At 59.4% G+C, this 20,100-nt stretch carries 19 protein-coding genes; 13 read left to right on the top strand and 6 right to left on the bottom strand.

Going from position 1 to position 20,100, the window contains the following annotated elements; genetic code table 11:
- Positions 1–47: 47 nt before the first annotated feature.
- Positions 48–1,292, top strand: a complete 1,245-nt coding sequence (locus HU724_RS19400; RefSeq protein ID WP_071173051.1) for a lipoprotein-releasing ABC transporter permease subunit — start codon at positions 48–50, stop codon at positions 1,290–1,292.
- Between the two features lie 119 nt (positions 1,293–1,411).
- Here the strand turns inward: HU724_RS19400 and HU724_RS19395 are convergent, their stop codons facing one another.
- Together HU724_RS19395 and HU724_RS19390 are read right to left on the bottom strand one after the other, a co-directional pair.
- A complete protein-coding gene (locus tag HU724_RS19395) occupies positions 1,412–2,758 on the bottom strand; it encodes a heavy metal sensor histidine kinase (RefSeq protein WP_186566112.1) in 1,347 nt (448 codons plus the stop codon).
- Positions 2,758–3,438, bottom strand: a complete 681-nt coding sequence (locus HU724_RS19390) for a heavy metal response regulator transcription factor (protein ID WP_133340484.1) — start codon at positions 3,436–3,438, stop codon at positions 2,758–2,760. Before HU724_RS19390 ends, HU724_RS19395 begins: the two co-directional genes overlap by 1 nt.
- A 166-nt stretch (positions 3,439–3,604) precedes the next feature.
- Between HU724_RS19390 and copI the strand changes: the two genes are divergently transcribed.
- Both copI and queF read left to right on the top strand, forming a co-directional pair.
- Complete coding sequence (copI, locus tag HU724_RS19385; protein WP_186566114.1) at positions 3,605–4,138, top strand: copper-resistant cuproprotein CopI; 534 nt, start codon at positions 3,605–3,607, stop codon at positions 4,136–4,138.
- 61 nt (positions 4,139–4,199) lie between these two features.
- Positions 4,200–5,030: an NADPH-dependent 7-cyano-7-deazaguanine reductase QueF gene (queF, locus tag HU724_RS19380; protein ID WP_016775473.1), complete on the top strand. Its 831-nt coding sequence runs from the start codon at positions 4,200–4,202 to the stop codon at positions 5,028–5,030.
- Positions 5,031–5,216: 186 nt separating this feature from the next.
- On the opposite strand, the gene HU724_RS19375 is transcribed toward queF, so the two are convergent.
- Entirely contained in the window at positions 5,217–5,480 is a 264-nt protein-coding gene (locus HU724_RS19375; RefSeq protein ID WP_016775472.1) for a DUF4404 family protein, read from the bottom strand.
- Positions 5,481–5,588: 108 nt separating this feature from the next.
- Positions 5,589–6,209, bottom strand: a complete 621-nt coding sequence (gene pcrP, locus HU724_RS19370; protein WP_186566116.1) for an HAD superfamily inactivated hydrolase PcrP — start codon at positions 6,207–6,209, stop codon at positions 5,589–5,591.
- A 199-nt stretch (positions 6,210–6,408) separates the two neighbouring features.
- Between pcrP and HU724_RS19365 the strand changes: the two genes are divergently transcribed.
- From HU724_RS19365 to rssC, 3 genes are all read left to right on the top strand, one after another.
- Positions 6,409–7,098 (top strand): MlaA family lipoprotein, encoded by a 690-nt coding sequence (locus HU724_RS19365; RefSeq protein WP_016775470.1) that lies wholly within the window; start codon positions 6,409–6,411, stop codon positions 7,096–7,098.
- Between the two features lie 344 nt (positions 7,099–7,442).
- Positions 7,443–8,624 (top strand): two-component system response regulator RssB, encoded by a 1,182-nt coding sequence (rssB, locus tag HU724_RS19360; protein ID WP_024013622.1) that lies wholly within the window; start codon positions 7,443–7,445, stop codon positions 8,622–8,624.
- Positions 8,624–9,106 carry an anti-sigma factor antagonist RssC gene (gene rssC, locus HU724_RS19355; protein ID WP_003226553.1) on the top strand — a complete coding sequence of 161 codons (483 nt, stop codon included), beginning with the start codon at positions 8,624–8,626 and terminating at the stop codon, positions 9,104–9,106. The genes rssB and rssC overlap by 1 nt, the downstream gene beginning before the upstream one ends.
- 214 nt (positions 9,107–9,320) lie before the next feature.
- Here the strand turns inward: rssC and tal are convergent, their stop codons facing one another.
- A complete protein-coding gene (gene tal, locus HU724_RS19350) occupies positions 9,321–10,247 on the bottom strand; it encodes a transaldolase (protein WP_016775468.1) in 927 nt (308 codons plus the stop codon).
- 202 nt (positions 10,248–10,449) lie between these two features.
- A complete protein-coding gene (locus HU724_RS19345) occupies positions 10,450–11,406 on the bottom strand; it encodes a glycosyl hydrolase family 5 (RefSeq protein ID WP_186566118.1) in 957 nt (318 codons plus the stop codon).
- Positions 11,407–11,695: 289 nt separating this feature from the next.
- Between HU724_RS19345 and HU724_RS19340 the strand changes: the two genes are divergently transcribed.
- Genes HU724_RS19340 through HU724_RS19310 form a run of 7 tightly spaced genes read left to right on the top strand, consistent with a single transcriptional unit; the run spans position 11,696 to position 20,031 of the window.
- Positions 11,696–12,136 carry a low molecular weight protein-tyrosine-phosphatase gene (locus tag HU724_RS19340; protein ID WP_186566120.1) on the top strand — a complete coding sequence of 147 codons (441 nt, stop codon included), beginning with the start codon at positions 11,696–11,698 and terminating at the stop codon, positions 12,134–12,136.
- 39 nt (positions 12,137–12,175) lie between these two features.
- Positions 12,176–14,398 carry a polysaccharide biosynthesis tyrosine autokinase gene (locus HU724_RS19335; RefSeq protein ID WP_186566122.1) on the top strand — a complete coding sequence of 741 codons (2,223 nt, stop codon included), beginning with the start codon at positions 12,176–12,178 and terminating at the stop codon, positions 14,396–14,398.
- Positions 14,399–14,438: 40 nt separating this feature from the next.
- Positions 14,439–15,521, top strand: a complete 1,083-nt coding sequence (locus tag HU724_RS19330) for a glycosyltransferase (protein WP_016775464.1) — start codon at positions 14,439–14,441, stop codon at positions 15,519–15,521.
- Positions 15,522–15,536: 15 nt separating this feature from the next.
- Positions 15,537–16,649, top strand: a complete 1,113-nt coding sequence (locus HU724_RS19325) for a polysaccharide pyruvyl transferase family protein (RefSeq protein ID WP_186566124.1) — start codon at positions 15,537–15,539, stop codon at positions 16,647–16,649.
- Complete coding sequence (locus HU724_RS19320) at positions 16,646–17,878, top strand: oligosaccharide flippase family protein (RefSeq protein WP_186566126.1); 1,233 nt, start codon at positions 16,646–16,648, stop codon at positions 17,876–17,878. Before HU724_RS19325 ends, HU724_RS19320 begins: the two co-directional genes overlap by 4 nt.
- Positions 17,869–18,972: a hypothetical protein gene (locus HU724_RS19315; RefSeq protein WP_016775461.1), complete on the top strand. Its 1,104-nt coding sequence runs from the start codon at positions 17,869–17,871 to the stop codon at positions 18,970–18,972. Before HU724_RS19320 ends, HU724_RS19315 begins: the two co-directional genes overlap by 10 nt.
- Before the next feature lie 12 nt (positions 18,973–18,984).
- A complete protein-coding gene (locus tag HU724_RS19310) occupies positions 18,985–20,031 on the top strand; it encodes an acyltransferase family protein (RefSeq protein ID WP_076563644.1) in 1,047 nt (348 codons plus the stop codon).
- The last annotated feature ends 69 nt before the right edge of the window (positions 20,032–20,100 follow it).

Below are 20,100 nucleotides of genomic sequence, written 5' to 3'. Positions count from 1 at the left end.
GCCCGTAACGGCGCCGGGTCTTTTATTTCTATACGGTGCCCCAGCGAATGTTCAGACCGTTATCGATCTTTATCGGCACGCGCTATACCCGCGCCAAGCGCCGCAATCGCTTTGTTTCGTTCATTTCGATGACCTCGATGATCGGCCTCGCCCTCGGCGTGCTGGCGATGATCGTGGTGCTGTCGGTGATGAACGGCTTTCAGCGCGAAATGAGCTCGCGCATCCTCGGCATGGTCCCTCACGCCACCATCGTCGGCGTCAAGCCGATCGACGACTGGCAGCCAGTGGCCGCCGCTGCGATGAAAAATCCCGAAGTGACGGCCGCCGTGCCGTTCACCGAGATGGAAGGCATGCTTTCCTACAAGGGTTCGATGCAGCCGATTCAGATCAGCGGCGTTGATCCGGCCCAGGAAGGCAAGGTGTCGATCGTTGCCCAGCACATCGTCCAGGGTCGTCTGGATGCCTTGAAGCCGGGGGAATTCGGTGTGGTGATCGGTGAAATCACCGCGCGGCGTTTCCGCCTCAATGTCGGCGACAAGATCACTCTGATCGTCCCGGAAGTCAGCACCGCGCCGGGCGGTATCACCCCGCGCATGCAGCGCCTGAATGTGGTGGGCGTGTTCAAGGTTGGCGCCGAGCTGGACGGTTCGATGGGCCTGATTCATGTCGCCGACGCCGCGACCATGCAGCACTGGCAGCCGAATCAGGTGCAGAGCGTGCGTCTGGCGGTCAAGGATCTGTACGCCGCGCCGAAGGTGTCTGCGGACATTGCCAGTGGCCTCGGCGCTGACTTCAAGGCTGACGACTGGACTCACACCCAGGGCAGCCTGTTCAGCGCGATGAAGATGGAAAAAACCATGATTGGCCTGCTGTTGCTGATGATCGTCGCGGTGGCGGCATTCAACATCATCGCGACGCTGATCATGGTGGTGAACGACAAGGGCGCCGACATCGCGATTCTGCGCACCATCGGCGCTACACCGCGGCAGATCATGGCGATCTTCATGGTCCAGGGCACGGTGATCGGTATTGTCGGCACCATCATTGGCGGCGTGCTGGGCGTGATTGCGGCGCTCAATGTCAGCGAACTGGTCGGCTGGGTCGAGCGTGTGACCGGCCAGCATATCTTCAGTTCGGACGTGTATTTCGTCAGCAACCTGCCTTCGGAACTGCAGGGTGGGGATGTGCTGTTGATCTGCTCGGCGGGTTTCATTCTGAGCTTTTTGGCGACGGTGTATCCGGCGTGGCGGGCGGCGAAGATCGAGCCGGCGCATGCGCTGAGATATTCGTAAGCGACTCCATGCTCGTTCCCACGCTCTGCGTGGGAATGCCTCAATGGACGCTCTGCGTTCGGCTCTTGAAGGGACGCGGAGCGTCCCGGGCTGCATTCCCACGCAGAGCGTGGGAACGATCAGGTCCGAGGCAACTCGATTACAAACCGTGTCCAACCCGCTTCAGATTCGCAATGAATCGTCCCGCCATGTGCCCGCACGATCGAATGGGTAATCGACAAACCCAACCCCGCATGCTCACTGCTGCCTTCCTGCCGCGCCGGATCCGCCCGATAGAAGCGGTCGAACAGACGTGGCAGTAATTGCGCGGAAATCCCCTCGCCACTGTTCTTGACGCGGACGCGTACGGTTTCCCCCTCGTCGACGATGCTCAAGCGCACATAACCCTCGGCCGGGGTAAACCGCAGTGCGTTATCCAGCAGGTTCGACAAGGCCCGGCGCAACATGCCGCGATCACCTTCAATTTGCGCCTCACCTTCACGGCTCAAGCTCACACCAGCGTCTTCCGCCAGTGGCGCAAAAAACTCCAGCAGCATGTCGGCCTCATCCGCCAGCTCCAGTGGTTCGCGCTTGGGCATCAGCAAGCCGTGGTCAGCTTTGGCCAGATAGAGCATGTCGTTGACCAGTTGCGCCATCCATTGCAGTTCTTCGAGGTTGCTGTGCAGCGCTTCGCGGTAGTCCTCCAGTGCGCGTGGGCGGGTGAGGGTGACCTGGGTGTGGGTCAGCAGATTCGACAACGGTGTGCGCAGCTCATGGGCGATGTCGGCGGAGAATGCCGAGAGGCGCTGAAACGAATCGTCGAGGCGTTCGAGCATGGCGTTGAAGCTGTAGGCCATTTCTGCAAGCTCTGGCGGCATCTTCTCTTCAGGCAGTCGGGCATTCAGCGATTGCGCGGAAATCCCACGGGCCACCGCGCTCATCCGCCGCAACGGGCGCAGACCGCTGCGCGCGGCCCAGGCCCCGAGCAGGGCGGTAGCCAGCGCTGACAGGCCGACGGTCAGCCAGATCAGATGCTGCATGCGCGTAAGAAAATGCTGGTGATGGGTTATGTCCAGCAGCAGCGTCAGTTGTGGCGAGTCCGCTGTGTCCGGGTAGAGCGGAGCGCGCAGCACGCGGTAATCGGTGCCGTCATGGCTGATGGTCGACAGGCCGGTTTGCAGCGGCAGATTCTTCGGAATCTGCACCGAGCTGTCATACCAGTGCTGCCCGTCGCCGCTGGTGATGCGCAACGACAGATCCGCCTGACGGCTGAGTTCATCGGCCAGCCGCGCTTCGCGTTGAGCAGGCTGCAGATCCTGCAAGGCGCGGCGCAGGCCGATCAGTTTCGTCTCCAGTTGTTGCTGATCGAGTTCGATGAAGTGCGCCTCGCTGGCGCGGTCGAACAGCACCCCGGCGAACAGCGAGACCACCGCAGTGCAAGCGGCAAACAACAGTGCCAGGCGCGTGCTCAAGGACCAACGACGCATCACAGCGAACGCTCTTCGAGCACGTAACCCATGCCGCGCACGGTGTGGATCAACTTGTTGGGAAAGTCATCGTCGATCTTCAGGCGCAAACGGCGGATCGCCACTTCGATGACGTTGGTGTCGCTGTCGAAATTCATGTCCCAAACCTGCGAAGCGATCAGCGATTTGGGCAGGACTTCACCCTGACGGCGCAGGAGCATTTCCAGCAGGGCGAATTCCTTGGCGGTCAGGTCGATGCGCTGGCCGTTGCGCTCGACCCGGCGACGGATCAGATCCAGGCGCAGATCGGCCAGTTGCAGACTGGTTTCCTGGGCGATCGCGCTACCGCGCCGCAACAGGCTGCGCACCCGCGCGAGCAGCTCGGAAAAGGCGAACGGCTTGACCAGATAATCGTCGGCGCCCAGTTCGAGGCCGTGAACCCTGTCCTCTACGGCGTCTTTGGCGGTGAGAAAAAGTACCGGCGTGTCGAGACCGGCGCTGCGCACCGCTTGGAGAATCTGCCAGCCACTGCGCCCGGGCAGCATTACATCGAGGATCAACAGCGCGTAGTCGCCGCTCAAGGCCAATTGCTGGCCGCTGATTCCGTCGGCCACCAGCTCGGTATTGAATCCGGCCTCGGTCAGGCCCTGACGCAGGTATTGGCCGGTTTTCGCTTGGTCTTCGACGATCAACAGTTTCATGGGCGACTCGGGCGGGGTTGGTATTTGGAAGGGCGAAGGCGTTATACCGTGAGATCCGGCGATTAGCGCCAAGCTGACAAAGTTGTAATCTGCCTGTCAGGTCGATGCCAGCCCTGGGTGGTTAGAGTTTCCCACAGGCTGAACCTTCTCTTGTTGGAGTACGACCATGTTTTTGCGCACCTCCCTGAAAATAGCCGCCTGTCTGCTGGCATTGAGTACGCCAGCTTGGGCGACACCGGTGCACACCTTCGCCTTCGGCCAGCCGGCAGCGGCGAGCCAGGCCACGCGGACTATCGAAATCGTCATGGGCGACATGAACTTCGACCCGAAAGCCATACAGGTCAAGGCCGGTGAGACGATTCGCTTTGTGCTGGTGAATAAAGGCCAGTTACTGCACGAATTCAACCTCGGTGATGCGGCGATGCATGCCAGTCACCAGCAGGAAATGTTGCAGATGCAGCAAAGCGGCATGCTTACGCCTACCGGCATGAAAGAAATGTCCCACGATATGGCGGGCATGAATCACGCGGCGATGGGGCATGGCATGCAGCATGACGACCCCAACAGCGTACTGGTCGAGCCCGGTAAAACTGCTGAGTTGACCTGGACCTTCAGCAAGGCCATGGCGCTTGAGTTTGCCTGCAATATCCCCGGGCATTATCAGGCGGGCATGGTCGGCAAACTGACAGTCAGTCAGTAAGCACTCAAAGGCGCGGGCAAAGGCTGGTAGAATCCGCTGATTCTTCAGTCAGGTTTCCGCCATGCATCCCGCAGCCGAACATTCGCCGCTGGGCAAATCCAGCGAATACATCGCCACTTACACACCGTCCCTGCTGTTCCCGATTCCGCGCACCGCGAAATGGGCCGAGCTGGGCCTGACCGCCGAAACCCTGCCGTACAAAGGCGTGGATTTCTGGAACTGCTTCGAGCTGTCGTGGCTGCTGCCCTCGGGCAAACCGGTGGTGGCGATCGCTGAATTCAGCATCCCGGCGGACTCGCCGAACATCATCGAATCGAAGTCGTTCAAGCTCTACCTCAACTCGCTGAACCAGACGCCGTTCGCCGACGTCGCCACATTGCAAGCGACGCTGGTCAAGGATCTGTCCGCCGCTGCCGGCAAACCGGTGGGCGTGCGGGTGCGCAGTCTGAAAGACGTGGAAGCTGAAGGCGTGGTGGCGTTGCCGGGCGTGTGCATCGACGATCTGGATATCAGCGTGAGCAATTATGAACACCCGCGTCCGGAGCTGCTGCGTTGCGATGATTCGCGGATCGTTGAAGAGAGCGTGCACAGCCATCTGCTCAAATCCAACTGCCCGGTGACCAGCCAGCCGGACTGGGGCAGCGTCGTGGTGGAATATCGCGGCGCGGCGCTGGATCATGCCAGCCTGCTGGAGTACATCGTCAGCTTCCGCCAGCATTCGGACTTCCATGAGCAATGCGTGGAGCGGATCTTTCTTGATCTGCAGCGGTTGTTGAAGCCGGAGAAACTCACGGTGTTTGCGCGCTATGTGCGCCGGGGTGGGCTGGATATCAACCCGTATCGCAGCACTGAAGAGGTGCAGCTGCCGAATCACCGGCTTGTACGTCAATAAAGAAACGGAATGTGCGATATCCCTTGTGGGTGCGAGCCTGCTCGCGAATGCGGTGTGTCATTCAACGATGATGTCGACTGCCACGACCCTTCGCGAGCAGGCTCGCTCCCACAAGGGCTTGCATGCACATTTCGGAAATGAAAAAGCCCTGCCATCGCTGGCAGGGCTTTTTTGTGCGGCGGGGCGTCAGATGCCCATGCTGCCCAGCGTATTCATGATATTGCGCAGGGTGCCGGCGATCGCCGGGTGTTCGACTTCGAAGCGTTCGACCGCCAGGTTCACGCCGTCGGCGATGCTCGCGTCCTGGGTGGCAGTTTCCAGCTGGATTTCCGATTCGATCTGCGCCATCAGCGCATGCAGATCCTCACGCTCGGCTTCCGACAGCGGTGGATTGTGTTCCAGCTGCTCGCGCAGGGTATCGAGCTGTTTTTGCAGTTCTTGGGCGGGCATGGTGGTTTCCTTTTATCAATAGGCACTGGCATTGACCGCAGCCACGCGCCAAAGGTCTATGGCTGACCTTTAGATTAATCCACTCTCGGTAAACCTGCATGATGCCGATCAGGGCTTTTCGCCTTTGGCGCGGCGCAGGCTGATGTCGGCGAGGCAGGCGTCCAGTTCGCCGAGATGATCGATCACCGAATGCACGCCCAGGCCGAACAACTGCACGGTTGCCTTGCCGCGCAACTTTTCGCGTTCCTTTTGTGACAAAGCCTGCCACTCGCTCGGGCTGAGGCCGCATAGCGAGCCGCAGGACGCCAGGCCAATCGTCCATAACCCGGCATTCAGACCGGCCTGTAACAGGCGCGGCTCACCGCTTACCAGCACGCAGCCGTCGAGGCGGTCGATGTTCAGAGCCATCAACGCTTGCCAGCAGGCGTTGGGGGCGGGCCACGGATTCATTGTTGCTGAATGTTGCGTCGGTTTGATCCAGTCTGGCAGCGAGGCGGCCAGTGGCTGAGCGAAGGCAGGGGGCAATTCGTCGAGCCACGCGCAGGGAATTCCCTGGCGCTGCAAACTTTTCAGGCTATCGAGTGCGCCGGGTGTAGTTTTGGCATGTTCCGGCTCGGCGTTGAGCTCTTGCGCGGCGCGGGCACCGAAATCCACCAGGCAACCGCTCAGGCCGAACAGCACGGCAGTCAGGCCGGGCGCGGCGACGGGCAAGGTTTCGGCGTGAGTCATGGCAACGTCCCTGAAATAACGCTCAAGACTAGGGCGCTGGGGTGACAGTTGCATGACAGCCGAGTGAAAGCCTGTGTAGGAAACTTCCTGCATATCCTTGCAGCGGCGCACTGCCCAAATCGCCGTTTATGCTTATACTAGCGGCCTTAATGCTTGGACCGAGAGGTCCGCGCCAGTATCAAATCCAAGGAGTTTTTCTATGCGCTGGAGCCCTTCGCTCACTCAGCTAAGTGTATGTGCCAGCCTGTTGCTGGCGCCGTTCGCCACCCAGGCGGCCACCGAAGAAGACCCTTGGGAAAGCGTCAACCGGCCGATTTTCCAGTTCAACGACTTCGTTGATACCTACGCGCTGAAGCCATTGGCGCAGGGTTATGAGTTCATCACCCCGCAGTTCGTTGAAGACGGCATTCACAATATGTTCCGCAACGTCGGTGACGTGACCAACCTGGCGAACAACATCCTCCAGGCCAAACCGGCTGCAGCGGGGGTTGATACCGCCCGACTGATTTTCAACACCACCTTCGGTCTGCTCGGCTTCTTTGATGTCGGCACCAAGATGGGCTTGAACCGCAGCGACGAAGACTTCGGTCAGACCCTCGGTTACTGGGGCGTGGGCAGCGGCCCGTACGTGATGCTGCCGCTGATGGGCCCGAGCACCCTGCGTGACGCACCGTCGAAATACGTCGACAGCTTCACCGGCGCGTACCGCTACATCGACCACGTGCCGACGCGTAACTCGATCTTCGGCCTGAACATCGTCGACACCCGCGCCAGCCTGCTGTCGAGCGAGAAGCTGATCAGCGGCGACAAATACACCTTCATCCGCAATGCTTACCTGCAAAACCGCGAGTTCAAGGTGAAGGACGGTCAGGTCGAAGACGATTTCTGATTTCGACCAGCGACAGAAAGGCGACCCTCGGGTCGCCTTTTTTGTCCGCGCCAGAGCGTCACCGGCGACTGCCGCTACCTTCCATCGGGTTACCGTTGGAGCGGTTCTTATAACTCCCGGTGATTTGACAAACAAAGTCGTCAAGCGACAATCGGCGCATGCTTGAAACGCTCTGCGGATGGGAGTACCGTCTGCGCCTTAGAAGGGCACCTCTGTTTAAAACCGCGCGCCAGGCGAATGCTTGAAAGCGCTGCAACAGAGAGGCTAGAAAGCGAATCCAGTAGTCTGCGCAGGGCCGTTGCCCCGCTCACTACGCCAACCTAATTCTGGCGCCGTTTGCCCACATGCCAAAAACCAGTGCCACGCTGCTGATAATCGATGATGACGAGGTAGTGCGCGCGAGCCTCGCGGCCTATCTGGAAGACAGTGGTTTCAGCGTCCTGCAGGCCGGCAACGGTCAACAGGGTCTTCAGGTATTCGAGCAAGACGAGCCCGATCTGGTCATCTGCGATCTGCGTATGCCGCAGATGGGCGGTCTCGAACTGATCCGTCAGGTCACCGAGCGCTCACCCGATACGCCGGTGATCGTGGTTTCGGGTGCCGGGGTGATGAACGACGCGGTCGAGGCCCTGCGCCTGGGCGCGGCGGATTACCTGATCAAGCCTCTCGAAGATCTGGCTGTGCTCGAGCACTCCGTGCGCCGGGCCCTGGATCGTGCGCGGCTGCTGCTGGAAAACCAGCGCTACAGCGAGAAGCTGGAAAAGGCCAACCGCGAGCTCGAAGCCAGCCTGAACCTGCTCCAGGAAGACCAGAACGCCGGTCGCCAGGTGCAGATGAACATGCTGCCGGAAAGCCCGTGGAGCATCGACGAATTCAATTTTGCCCACCAGATCATCCCGTCGTTGTACCTGTCGGGTGATTTTGTCGACTATTTCCGTGTCGACGAGCGCCGGGTCGCGTTTTATCTGGCGGATGTTTCCGGGCATGGCGCGTCATCAGCCTTCGTCACGGTGCTGCTGAAGTTCATGACCACGCGTTTGCTCTTCGAGTCGAAACGCAGCGGTACCTTGCCGGAGTTCAAGCCTTCGGAAGTGCTCGGTCATATCAACCGGGGACTGATCAGTTGTAAGCTGGGTAAACACGTCACAATGGTCGGTGGAGTCATCGACGAGGAGACCGGTTTGTTGACCTATAGCATTGGCGGCCATCTGCCTTTGCCTGTGTTGTACACGCCTGACAGTGTTCGTTATCTCGAAGGCCGTGGTCTGCCGGTGGGGCTTTTCAATGAAGCCACTTACGAAGACCACGTGCTTGAGCTGCCGCCGACGTTCAGCCTGACGCTGATGTCTGATGGCATTCTGGACCTTTTGCCGGAAGCAACGCTCAAAGAAAAAGAGGCTGCTTTGCCCGAACGGGTGAAGTCAGCGGGCGGCAGCCTGGATGGTCTGCGGCAAGTGTTTGGTTTGGCCACGCTAGGGGAGATGCCGGATGATATCGCCCTGTTGGTGTTGAGCAGGAATCTTTAATGAGTACCGGTAGAATCCAGTTCGCCGAGCAGGACGGCACCTTCGTCCTGAAGTTCGTCGGTGAAGTTCGCCTGACCCTGTGTTCGGCGTTGGATGCGACTATTGAGAAAATCTTCACCGCGCTGAATTTCAACGCGATCGTGATCGATTTGACCGAAACCCGCAGCATCGACAGCACCACCTTGGGCCTGCTGGCCAAACTGTCGATCCTGTCGCGGCAGAAGGTCGGCCTGTTGCCGACGGTTGTCACCACCCACGAAGACATCACCCGTCTGCTGCAATCGATGGGCTTCGAGCAGGTGTTCAACATCGTCAACCACCCGGTGCCGTGCCCGGAGTGCCTGGACGACCTGCCGGATCAGGACCAGTCCGAAGAAGTGGTGCGAATCAAGGTGCTGGAAGCGCACAAGATTCTCATGGGCCTGAACGATTCCAATCGGGAAGCGTTTCATGATCTGGTCAATGCCCTGGAAAGACACTGACCTCATGAATTGATGGTGTCTGGGCTGGCCTCATCGCGGGCAAGCCCGCTCCCACAATGATCGCGTGAAACCTCAAACTTGGGTTCTCCACATACCCTGTGGGAGCGGGCTTGCCCGCGATGGCGTCGGGTCGGTCGATACATTTATCAGTGCAGGCAAAATGAAAAAGGGCGAACCCTCACAGGTTCGCCCTTTTTGCATTCTACAAATCAAATCAGAGCTTGGCCTGCAGCAATGCTTCCAGTTTTTCCTGATCGCGGGCGAACTGACGGATGCCTTCAGCCAGTTTCTCGGTGGCCATTGCGTCTTCGTTGGACAACCAGCGGAATTGCGCTTCGTTGAGGCTCAGGCGTGCTTCACCGGCATTGCCCGGCGCCAGTTTGCGTTCCAGCTTGCCGGTGTCGGCGGCGAGCTTCTCCAGCAGTTCCGGGCTGATGGTCAGGCGATCACAGCCAGCCAGTTGTTCGATCTGGTTGATGTTACGGAAGCTGGCGCCCATGACCACGGTCTTGTAGTCGTTGGCCTTGTAGTAGTTGTAGATGCGCGTCACCGACTGCACGCCCGGATCATCAGCGCCGGTGTAGTCGTTGCCGTTGGCTTTCTTGTACCAGTCGTAGATACGGCCCACGAACGGCGAAATCAGGAACACCCCGGCGTCGGCGCAGGCGGCGGCCTGGGCGAAGGAAAACAGCAGGGTCAGGTTGGTCTGGATGCCTTCCTTCTCGAGGATCTCGGCGGCACGGATGCCTTCCCAGGTCGAGGCGATCTTGATCAGCACGCGGTCGCGGCCGACGCCGGCCTTGTCGTACAGCTCGATCAGACGATGCGCACGCTTGAGGATCGCATCCTGGTCGAAGGACAGGCGCGCATCCACTTCGGTGGAGATGCGGCCCGGAACCACGTTGAGAATTTCCTTGCCCACTGCGACGCCGAAACGGTCGCTGGCCAGGCCGACATCGCCCTTGCAGTCGCGAACGCAATCGTTCAGCAGTTCGGCGTAACCGTGAATGGCCGAAGCCTTGAGCAGCAGGGAAGGGTTGGTGGTGGCATCGGTCGGTTTGACTCTGGCGATCGCTTCGAAGTCGCCAGTGTCGGCAACCACGGTGGTGAACTGTTTGAGTTGTTCCAGCTTGGAAGTCATGGGCGTGCTCTATCCTATGGGTCTGAAGACATTACCCGAGCGCTGACGGGCGCTCAAGGGTGCATTCGTGGATCGATGGCCCCTGCGGCAACAACCTGAAAACGATTGTTTGAAAGGTGGGGCGCGGTGTCGCTGAATACGATGCCAAAACAGCCCACAGGTTCAAAGCAACCGACCTGTGAACAGACCGGTTGCCCAATGCCTACTCAGCGTTCAACAGACCTTCTACCGACAAGCGCGCCGGTTTTGGCTGGCCGTCAGAGGTGATAAAGCCGAAGTTCTTCTCGCGATCGTTGCTGCCCGACTCACTGTTCCGCCATTCATAGATAGAGGTCAGGGGAATATTGAGGCGTTTAACGTCGGTAATAAACGCGTTGATCTTGGTTGCTTGCCCCTCAGGACCACCGTTGGAGGCGAGGGCCGAAACACCCCATTCACTGATGACCCCCGGCAGATTGAAGTTCTGCTGGATGAAGGTCTGTGCGTTGCTGATCTGCGTGGCGGTCATGCCGTAAGGGTGATAGGACACGGCGTTCAGGCACTTGGGGTAATCGCTGACGATACTTTTCATCGCCACCGTCGACGCCGAGCCCGCGCTTGGCGGCCGGGCGAAGCCGAAGCCGACCCGTGGCGTCGTCTGCGGCTGACCTTCGAAGGCCTTGCACATGCCGGCCATGAACGGCACGAAGGTGGTATCGAAATTGCGCGTCGGCCAATAGGTTTCCAGGTCCGGTTCGTTCCATATTTCGATCGCTACCAATTGTGAACTCCAGGTTTTTTCCAGCCCGGTCACGGTGTTGGCGAACTTACCGCCGGCGGCGTCCAGCTCCTCCGGCGACGTGGCCGGCAATGCCTTGATCGCGCGCACCGTCAGCAGCACCGGCAGGCCGGCGGAAGCGGCGGCGGCGAAGGCGTCGCTGACCTGTTTCTGATACGTCTTGGCGGTGAGGCTGTCACTCCACACGCCGAAGCGCACAAAGCTGAAGCCTGCGGCCTTGATTTGCGCGGCATCGGCGGCGGTGAAGCTCTGAATTTTCACCTGCACGCCAATGGTTTTCGCTGGAAGGTTGGGGAACAGCTCACTGGCGTGACCCTGGCTGGTGGCACCGAGCGCCATCAGGGCGAGGGCGGCGAGTGTATTGCGCTGTGCTGTTTTCATGTCTGCTCTCCTGAAGAGAATGACAACTACGAATATTTATCCCGTTACTCAATTTCCGATAACGGTGATGGCACTAAGTGCGCAAATGTTATTTTTTGTCAGGAAAACAGCAACTGAAAATCACAGTTATTTTTAGTCCGCTAATTGTGGTTGGGGCGGCTTAAAACGCTGTGGTACTTAATGTTCCTGTACTAACAGGGCGAAGCTATTTCTGAGTGCAGGAAAGTCGTGAGGGTTCATTAATTTTCACGGCATGTTGGCTGTTTGATATTACACAGGAAAGCAAGACTTGTTCAAAAAGATCCTCGTTGTCTGCGTGGGCAATATATGCCGAAGTCCGACGGCTGAACTGCTGCTGCGCAACGCGCTGGGCCCCTCCGCCATCACCGTGTCCTCTGCCGGCCTGTCCGCCCGCGTGGGCGAGGGCGTGGAAGCCTCGGCGCGGCAGATTCTCGAAGAGCACGGGCATTGCGCCGAGGCCTTCAAGGCGCGGCAACTGACTTCGGACATCGTCAATGACTCGGACCTGATCCTGGTCATGGAAAAGGCCCACGTCAATCAAGTGCTGAAGATTGCCTCGCACGCCCGAGGCAAAGTGTTTCTGCTCGGCAAGTGGCAGAGCGAGCGCGAAATACATGATCCGTATCGTCAAGGCAAAGCCGCGTTTATTCATGCCCACGCATTGATTGAAGATGCTGTTAGTTCATGGGCAAAGCGTCTCGGGCATTGATGAATCTTCTTCAGAACAGTAAATGGTAAGAACAGACTTATGCAGTTACCGTCCGTAATCGGCACCCGCGACAATGATCAAGACAGTATTGATCTGCTCGGCATCTTCGGCAGCCTGATCGACCAGAAGTGGCTGATCGGCGCGCTGACCGGTGCCTTCATGGTCACCGGCGTCGCCTATGCGGTTCTGGCGACGCCGGTGTACCTGGCGAACGCGCTGGTGCAGGTCGAACCGAAAAAGAACGACATGCTCGGTTTCTCCGACCTCAACAGCATGCTCGGTGGGCAATCGCCGTCGGTGACCGAAATCGGCATCATCAAATCCCGCGCGGTGATCGGCAAAACCGTTGACGACCTGCGCCTGGATATCGACGTCACCCCCAACACGTTCCCGTTGCTCGGCGGCTTTCTTTCGCGGCGCTATCGCGGAGACAGCGAGACCAGCGTCGCGCCGCCGCGTTTCGGTTTGAACAGTTACGCCTGGGGTGGCGAGCGTCTGGAGTTCAACCGGCTGCAATTGCCGAAGGACCTGCTCGGCAAGAAACTCACCCTGATCGCCGGCGAGCAGCAGCGTTTTCAGCTGTTCGATGAAAACGACAATCTGCTCGCCGAAGGCGTGGCCGGCGAAGCGTTTGCCAACGACGGCGTAGAAGGGCAGATCGCGCACTTGTCGGCCAACCCCGGCACGCGCTTTCAGGTGGTGCGCAATCCACGCATCGTGACCATTCAGGGCTATCAGGACGCGCTGGATATCTCCGAACAGGGCAAGGAGTCGGGGATCATTCGTCTGGCGCTGGCCAGCTCGGACGCGGCCGAGGCGGTGAAGATCCTCAACAAGATCGCCTCGCTCTATGTCGAGCAAAACGTGCGCCGAACTTCGGCGGAAGCCGCGCAGAGCCTCGCGTTTCTGCAAAGCCAGTTGCCCCAGGTCAAGCGTGATCTGGCCAAGGCCAGCGACGCCTTGAATGCCTACCAGACCCACGGCAAGACCGTGAACATCTCGCTGGAAACCCAGTCGGTGCTGGGCCAGTCGGTGGCGCTGGAAACGCGCATCTCCGAGCTGAAAATGCAGCAGGCCGAACTCGATCGCAAGTTCACCAAACAGCACCCGGCCTATCGCGCCTTGATGACGCAGATCGGCGAATTGACCCAGCAGCAGAAATCCCTCGAGGGCAAGGTTCAGGACTTGCCGGCTACTCAGCAGGAATTGCTCAACCTGACCCGCGACGTCGAGGTGGCTTCGCAGATCTACACGCAGTTGCTGAACAAATCCCAAGAACTCGACATCGTACGCGCCGGGGCCGTCGGCAACGTGCGCCTGATCGACACTGCCGATGTCGACCTGACCAATCCGATCAAACCGAAGAAACCACTGATCGTGCTGATCGCGACATTGCTCGGCGCGTTTGTCGGCGTGGCGCTGGTGCTGCTGCGCAAATCCCTCAGCCGAGGCCTTGAAGGCCCGGAAGGCATCGAGCAGTTGGGCCTGCCGGTTTATGCGTCGATTCCCTACAGTGCCTTGCAGGAAGAAGAGGACAACAAAAAGGGCCGCGCCCGCGATGGCGTCGACAAGCCGGCGTACCTGCTGGCGCTGCGCAACCCGACCGATCTGTCGATCGAATCGATCCGCAGCCTGCGCACCTGCCTGCACTTTGCCGGGCTCGATTCGACCAACAACCGCATCATGATTTCCGGGCCGAGCCCACAGGTCGGCAAGACCTTCGTCTCGTCCAACCTTGCGGCGGTCATGGCCCTCAGCGGCCAGCGCGTGGTGCTGATCGATGCCGACATGCGCAAAGGGCACCTGCACAAAACCCTCAACACCCCGATCAGCAACGGGCTGTCCGACCTGCTGGTCAAGCGCTGCACCCTTGAGCAGGCGATCAACAAAGTCGAAGTCGACAACCTGCACTTCATCAGCCGGGGACAGGTGCCGCCCAATCCTTCCGAGCTGCTGATGCACGCCAACTTCCGCGAACTGCTGGCAGAACTCAGCGAGCGCTACGACTTGGTGATCATCGACACGCCGCCACTGCTGGCGGTGACCGATGCTGCCATCGTCGGTCGCGAAGCCGGCATCAGCCTGATCGTCACCCGCTTCGGCGTGAACCCGGCCAAAGAGATCGAACTGACCATTCGCCGCTTCGCCCAAAACGGTATCGAGCTGAAAGGCGCGGTGTTCAACGGCGTCGAGAAGCGTGCGGCCAGCTATTACGGCGGCACTGGCTATTACAACTACGAATACGCGTCCGACAAATCCTGATGGTTGCCGATTGTTCTTTCCTGTTTGAAGTGGGTGAGTTGTGAAAAAAATACTGCACGTGGCAGAGACCATCAAAGGTGGCGTGGCGACGGTGATCCGCACGATCTCGGCATCCCCCGAAGATGACGCGGCGAATTATCAACTGGTCTATCTGGTGCCCGAGGATCAGGCCAAGGAGCTGCACGGCATCGCCCCGCAACAAGTGCGCACATTCCCGCGCAGCGGTCGCAACGTGCCATCGCTGCTGCGTTTCGCCTGGCGTCTGAGCCAGGTGCTGCTCAAGGAAAAGCCCGACGTGGTGCATTTGCACAGCACCTTTTCCGGGGTGATCGGCCGTGTGGTGTGCGTGCTGTTGCGACCATGGCGCAAGCCGAAAATCGTCTACTGCCCGCACGCGTTTTCGTTCTTGATGGAAAGCTCGCCGACCAAGCAGAAGGTCTATGCGTGGATCGAGCGGGTGCTGCAGAAAGTCACCGACGTGATCATCTGCGTCAGCCAGTACGAGCTGGATAAAGCCGCGCGTTTCGGCATCGAGCGCAAGCGCATGAAGCTGATCTACAACGGCATTCATCACAAGGATGACGCACCGAAAAGCGCTGGCGCCGAGCCGATTCATCTGCTGTTCGTCGGGCGCCTGGATTACCAGAAAGGCTTCGACGTCCTGCTCAAGGCCTACGCCAAGGTCAATCGCAACGACCTCAAACTGACGGTGGTTGGCAGTGCGGTCAATGAGGACTCGGTCGAGTGCCCGCCGATGGATTCGGTCGAGTACCTGCCTTGGGTGACGCCGAGTGAAGTGCAGGCGCTGTATCAGAAAGCCGATGCGCTGATCGTGCCGAGTCGCTGGGAAGGCTTTGCCATGGTGCCGCTGGAAGGCATGGCCATGGGACTGCCGGTGATCGCCAGCAACTGCACCTCGCTGCCGGAACTGGTCACCAACGAAGTCTCCGGCTACGTCTTTCCGTCCGGCGATCACCAGGCGCTGGCCGACGTGTTGACGATCATCCAGAAGCCGCGCCTGCTCGACCTTGGCAATGAAGGCCGGAGTATTGTCCGCGAACGCTTCAGCGCCGCGTTGATGATCCGCCAGACCTACGACCTGTATCACGCTCCCACTTATTAAGTAGAACTCAAGCTTATGAACGTAACGATTTTGCATGGCTACAGTGCGTCCAACTCCGGTGACGGTCTGCTCGTCGATCTGGCCATTGCTCTGGTGCAGCGTAACTTCGGTGACGACACCGCGATCAGTGTCGTGGCGTCCGACCCTGAGTCGTTCAACTATCTGCCGCACCCGCGTTTCGATGCGCCGGTGATGGCGGCCAAAGGTCTGGGCCGGGTCAAGCAAGCGGTGTTTCTCAATCAGTCCTACGCCGGGCTCGCCGATCTGCTGAAGAAGACCGATCTGATCGTCGGTGTCGGCGGCGGTTACATGCGTTCGAAAAGCGCCTTCGAGCACATCAAGCTGAAGCTCGGCCATGCCAAGCAACTGGAAACCGCGATTCTCAGCAAAGTGCCGTCGGTGTACCTGCCGCAGAGCATCGGCCCGTTCCACGGCGAGAGCAGCAAGATTGTCGAGCACTACGCCAGCGCCGATGCGGTGTTCGTGCGTGACAACCGTTCCTCGGCGATTTTCGATGCTTGCGAAAACGTCTACCGCGCGCCGGATCTGGCCGTGCAGTCGCTGGCGAGCAAGATTCTTCAGCAACCGAAATTCACCCGCTGCGCCGCTTCGCCGGCGACGGTGTGCGTGGTGCTGCGCAAGCCGCCGGAGTGGAGCAAAGAGAAGAAGGTCGCTTACGTGGCCAATCTGAAACTGCTGCTGCAGCGTCTGAAGAACAAAAGCAAAGTGGTCTGTGCCGTGCAAAGCGCCGTACGTGGCAACGATGACGGCGCGTTCTACCGCGAGCTGGGCATCAACGAAGACCTGCTGTCGCTTAAGGCAACCATCGCCAAGTACCAACCGGACCTGGTGATCTCGGTGCGTCTGCACGGCGCCATCGAATCGCTGCTCTCCGGCGTGCCGGCGTATCACATCAGCTACGAGCGCAAAGGCTTTGGCGCCTATCAGGACATGGGCGTCGACGACTGGGTGATCAACGGCGGCGACATCGACGTCGACACCATCATCAACACCGTCTACGCGCCCAATGCCTTGGCGGATTTCGGCAAGCGCCTGACCGACACTTGCCGCGAAATCGAAGCGAAAACCGTGGCCATGGACGAAATCATCAAGGGTGTCGTTCGATGATATTTCGGCTGTTGCTTCGCGGCGGAGCCTTGGGCGCGAAGTTCTTGCTGGTGTTGGCCATCACCCATTACCTCGGTTACGAGGCGCTGGGTTTTTACGGTGTGGTGGTCGCGGCTTCGCTGATCGCATCGAAGTTCTACAGCGTCGGCTTCAGTTCCGAAATCAACCGGCTGATCAGCGTCGGCGGCAGTTCGCGGCGGGTGGTCGACAAGGTTCTGCTGCTGTATCTGGCGGTGGGGCTGTTGTTGTCGATACTGACCGTGCTGATCTATTCGCTGTTCCAGTCGGTGGAAGCGACCGCCACGTTGATCCTGTGCGTGACCCTGGTGCTGCTCACCGAGCACCTGTCGTTCGAAATCAATTCCTTCGTGTTTTCCGCGCAGAAAGCCACCGCCGGAGCTCTGCTGTTCTTCATCAAGACCGGCCTCTGGGCGGTGTTGGCGGTGGGCGGCATGGTGCTCGGCTGGGTCGCGGGCATCGCCAGTGTGTTGTGGCTGTGGGTCGCCGCCAACGTGATGGTAATCATCGCCGGTTATTTGATCGTGGTGAACGTGCACAAGGGCCGCGAAGCCGCGCCGCTGGACACCGCGACGGTGTGGAAGGCCGGGTTGCCGTTCTATCTCGGCACCGGTTTGATTGCGCTGAGTCAGTACGCTGAGCGCTTTCTGATCATCGACCTGGAGCCCTACGCCAGCCTCGGTAAATATGTGTATGCGTGGTCGGCGGCCAACACTTTGCAGGCGTTGTCGTATGCGGTGGTGGCAGTGGTCGGCATTCCGGTGTTGGCCAAGCGTTTCCAGGCCGATCAGCAGGCATTTACGGTCAGGCAACTGTTCGTCAACAAATGGGTGATGCGCTCGCTGGCGGTTTCCGCCGTTGTGGCCGTGGCGATCTATGTGTTTTTCAATGTGCTGCTCGATTACGTCGCCGCCAGCGTGCCGCGTCCGGATAACGCGCTCCTCGCGGTGCTGATCTTTTCGTTCGCCTTGCGGGCGATTGGCGACATTGTCTGGGGCGGTTTGATTGCCTCGAAAAACAGCCGGGTGTCGCTGGCCAGCGCGGCGCTCTGCCTGCTGATTTCAGTGCCGGTCAGCTATGTGCTGATCAAGCATTACTCAATCTATGGCGCGGCGTGGGGCAACGTTTTCGCCATCGTCGTGCAGCTCAGTGTGATTGCAGTGTTGACCCGTGTCACCGGCGCGAAAAAGGCTGCGCTGTCATGGGCCTGAAACTGCCGCGCATCGAGTTTCGTGGGCGCAAATTCGATTCGTCGATTTCCTTTCTGATTCTGTTCACCGGGCTGTTTCTGTCAGTGGCGATGCCGTTGCTGGTGCCGCGTGATCCGGGTCCGGATGCGATGACCTTGTGGTCGTCGTATGCGCGCGCCGACAACTGCAATTTCTGGAACCCGTTCTCGCCGGATCGCTCGTCCTACGAGTGTTCGGCGTTCCTGCTGCGGCCCACCGGGATCAACCTGACCAACGCCTGGGCCTACGGCATGTTCTGCAATTTCTTCCTCACGGCGATTCCGGTGGTGGTGTTTCGGCGCATGCCGCTGACCATTTTCGGCACCCTGTGCCTGTGGGGCATCGTGCGCTCGTTCTTCCTGGAGAACCTGACCAAGGAAATCATCGTGTCGGTGGCGGTGTTGAGCATTCTGCTCAGCGCATTGACGCGCAAATATCGCGGCGGTTTTTTCCTCTCGGCGGTGATTTACGGTGTGCTGATCCGGCCCTACTGGATTCTGTTTTCGCTGTCGTGGGTCGGCGTCTGCGTGATGAAAAAGTACGTCTCGCGTTTCACCTTCTTTCTGATGCTGTTCCTGTTTTATCTGGCGGTAGCCATGGCCATTCAGCTGGCGCTGGGCTTTCCGGTGTCGTCGATCCGGGCGAGCAACAACGAGCTGCGCACGGCGGGCGAGGAGGGCTCGAAGTCGCTGATCGTCTCGTGGCTCAGCGGCAGCGACTTCGTCTCCCAGGCGCTGGATTCGATGATCATTTTCTTCCGCCTGTCGTTCCCGGTTGAGCTGATTCTGCTGTCCGGGCCGGGGCAGGTGATCTTCGTTGCGCTGATGATCATGACCGCGCTGCTGCTGTTCAAAGTCATCACTTCGACCGACTACAAGGGCGCGCCGATCCAGACCAAACCCAAGGAACTGATCGCGATTCCGCTGGCGTTTCTGTTGGTGCAAGGCTTGTTCGAGCCGGACTTCGGCTCCTTCGCCCGCCACTTCTCGATGGTGGTGCCGGTGTTGTTCGTCGGCCTGGGCTTGATGCTGCGCGCGAACAAACCGGTGCAGGTCGAATCAAGAATTCTCACTTAAGGCAGGTGCTCTATGTCGAGCAAGAAAAAATCCCTGGAGATCGAAACCCTGCGCGGCCTGGCGTGCCTGCTGCTGGTGCTCTATCACGTCATCGGCCCGCTGGGCGGCGGCTTGAAGATCGACATCGGCTCGCCGTTCCGGGTCATCGCCGACTCGATGGTGTACGTGCGCATGCCGCTGTTCACGTTCATCTCCGGCTACATCTATTCGATCTACAAGATTCGCGGCAATGACTTTTCCGCCTTCTTCGTCGGCAAAGTGCGGCGGTTGATCGTGCCGCTGTTCTGCGTCGGCGTGCCGTTCTCGGTGCTGCAAGCGGTGGGGCCGGGGGTGAACAAGGACGTCGGCGTGATCGACGCGTTGTTGTCGTTCTGGGTGCCGATCAACCACTTCTGGTTTCTGCAGGCGGTGTTCAGCATTTTCATCTTCGTCGGCCTGCTGGAGTGGCGCGGCCTGCTGCGTTCGGCGACGCGGCTGTATGGCTTGTTTGCGTTTGCGGCGGTGTTGTTCCTGCTGCCGCCGTTGCCGTTGGATGCGTTCGGTATCAACGGTGCGATTTATCTGCTGCCGTTTTTTGTTGCAGGGATGATCGGTCAGGAAAATGTCGATGTTTTGAAGCAGCGTTTCAAAGTGATCGGGCCGCTGTTGTTTGTGCTGATCTCGCTGACGCTGTTGTATGTCGCGGCGATTGATCGTGAGCTGATTGTCGATCGCCGCAGCCTGATTGGTTTGGCGGTGGGGTGCGTGTCTTGCATCGCGTTGCTGTCGAGTGACATGCGCTCGAAAGCGCTGACCTGGCTCGGTGGATATTCCTATGCGATTTTCCTGTTTCATGTTTTGTTCGCGGCGACCTCGCGCTTTGTCCTCGGGCGCCTCGGCGTGAAGGATGAGAGCTTGCTGGTGCTGGGTGGTCTGAGTTGTGGATTGCTCGGGCCGGTGCTGTTGGCGATGGTGTTCAGTCGTTTCAACTTCACTTCGGTGCTGTTCCTTGGCGAGCGCGCGGCGAAGAAAAAAGCACCGGTGATTGTCGCTCCGGTGGTGCAGACGCAGAACAGCTGAAAGCTTCGCGAGCAGGCTCGCTCCCACAGAGGTTGTGTGAATTGCACAAGGTCTTTTGTGGGAGCGAGC

The sequence above is a fragment of the Pseudomonas iranensis genome (assembly GCF_014268585.2).
In the GTDB taxonomy this organism is placed as follows: domain Bacteria; phylum Pseudomonadota; class Gammaproteobacteria; order Pseudomonadales; family Pseudomonadaceae; genus Aquipseudomonas; species Aquipseudomonas iranensis.
The sequence above is the reverse complement of the archived record's forward strand: the minus strand, read 5'-3'. Positions and strand labels throughout refer to the sequence as shown.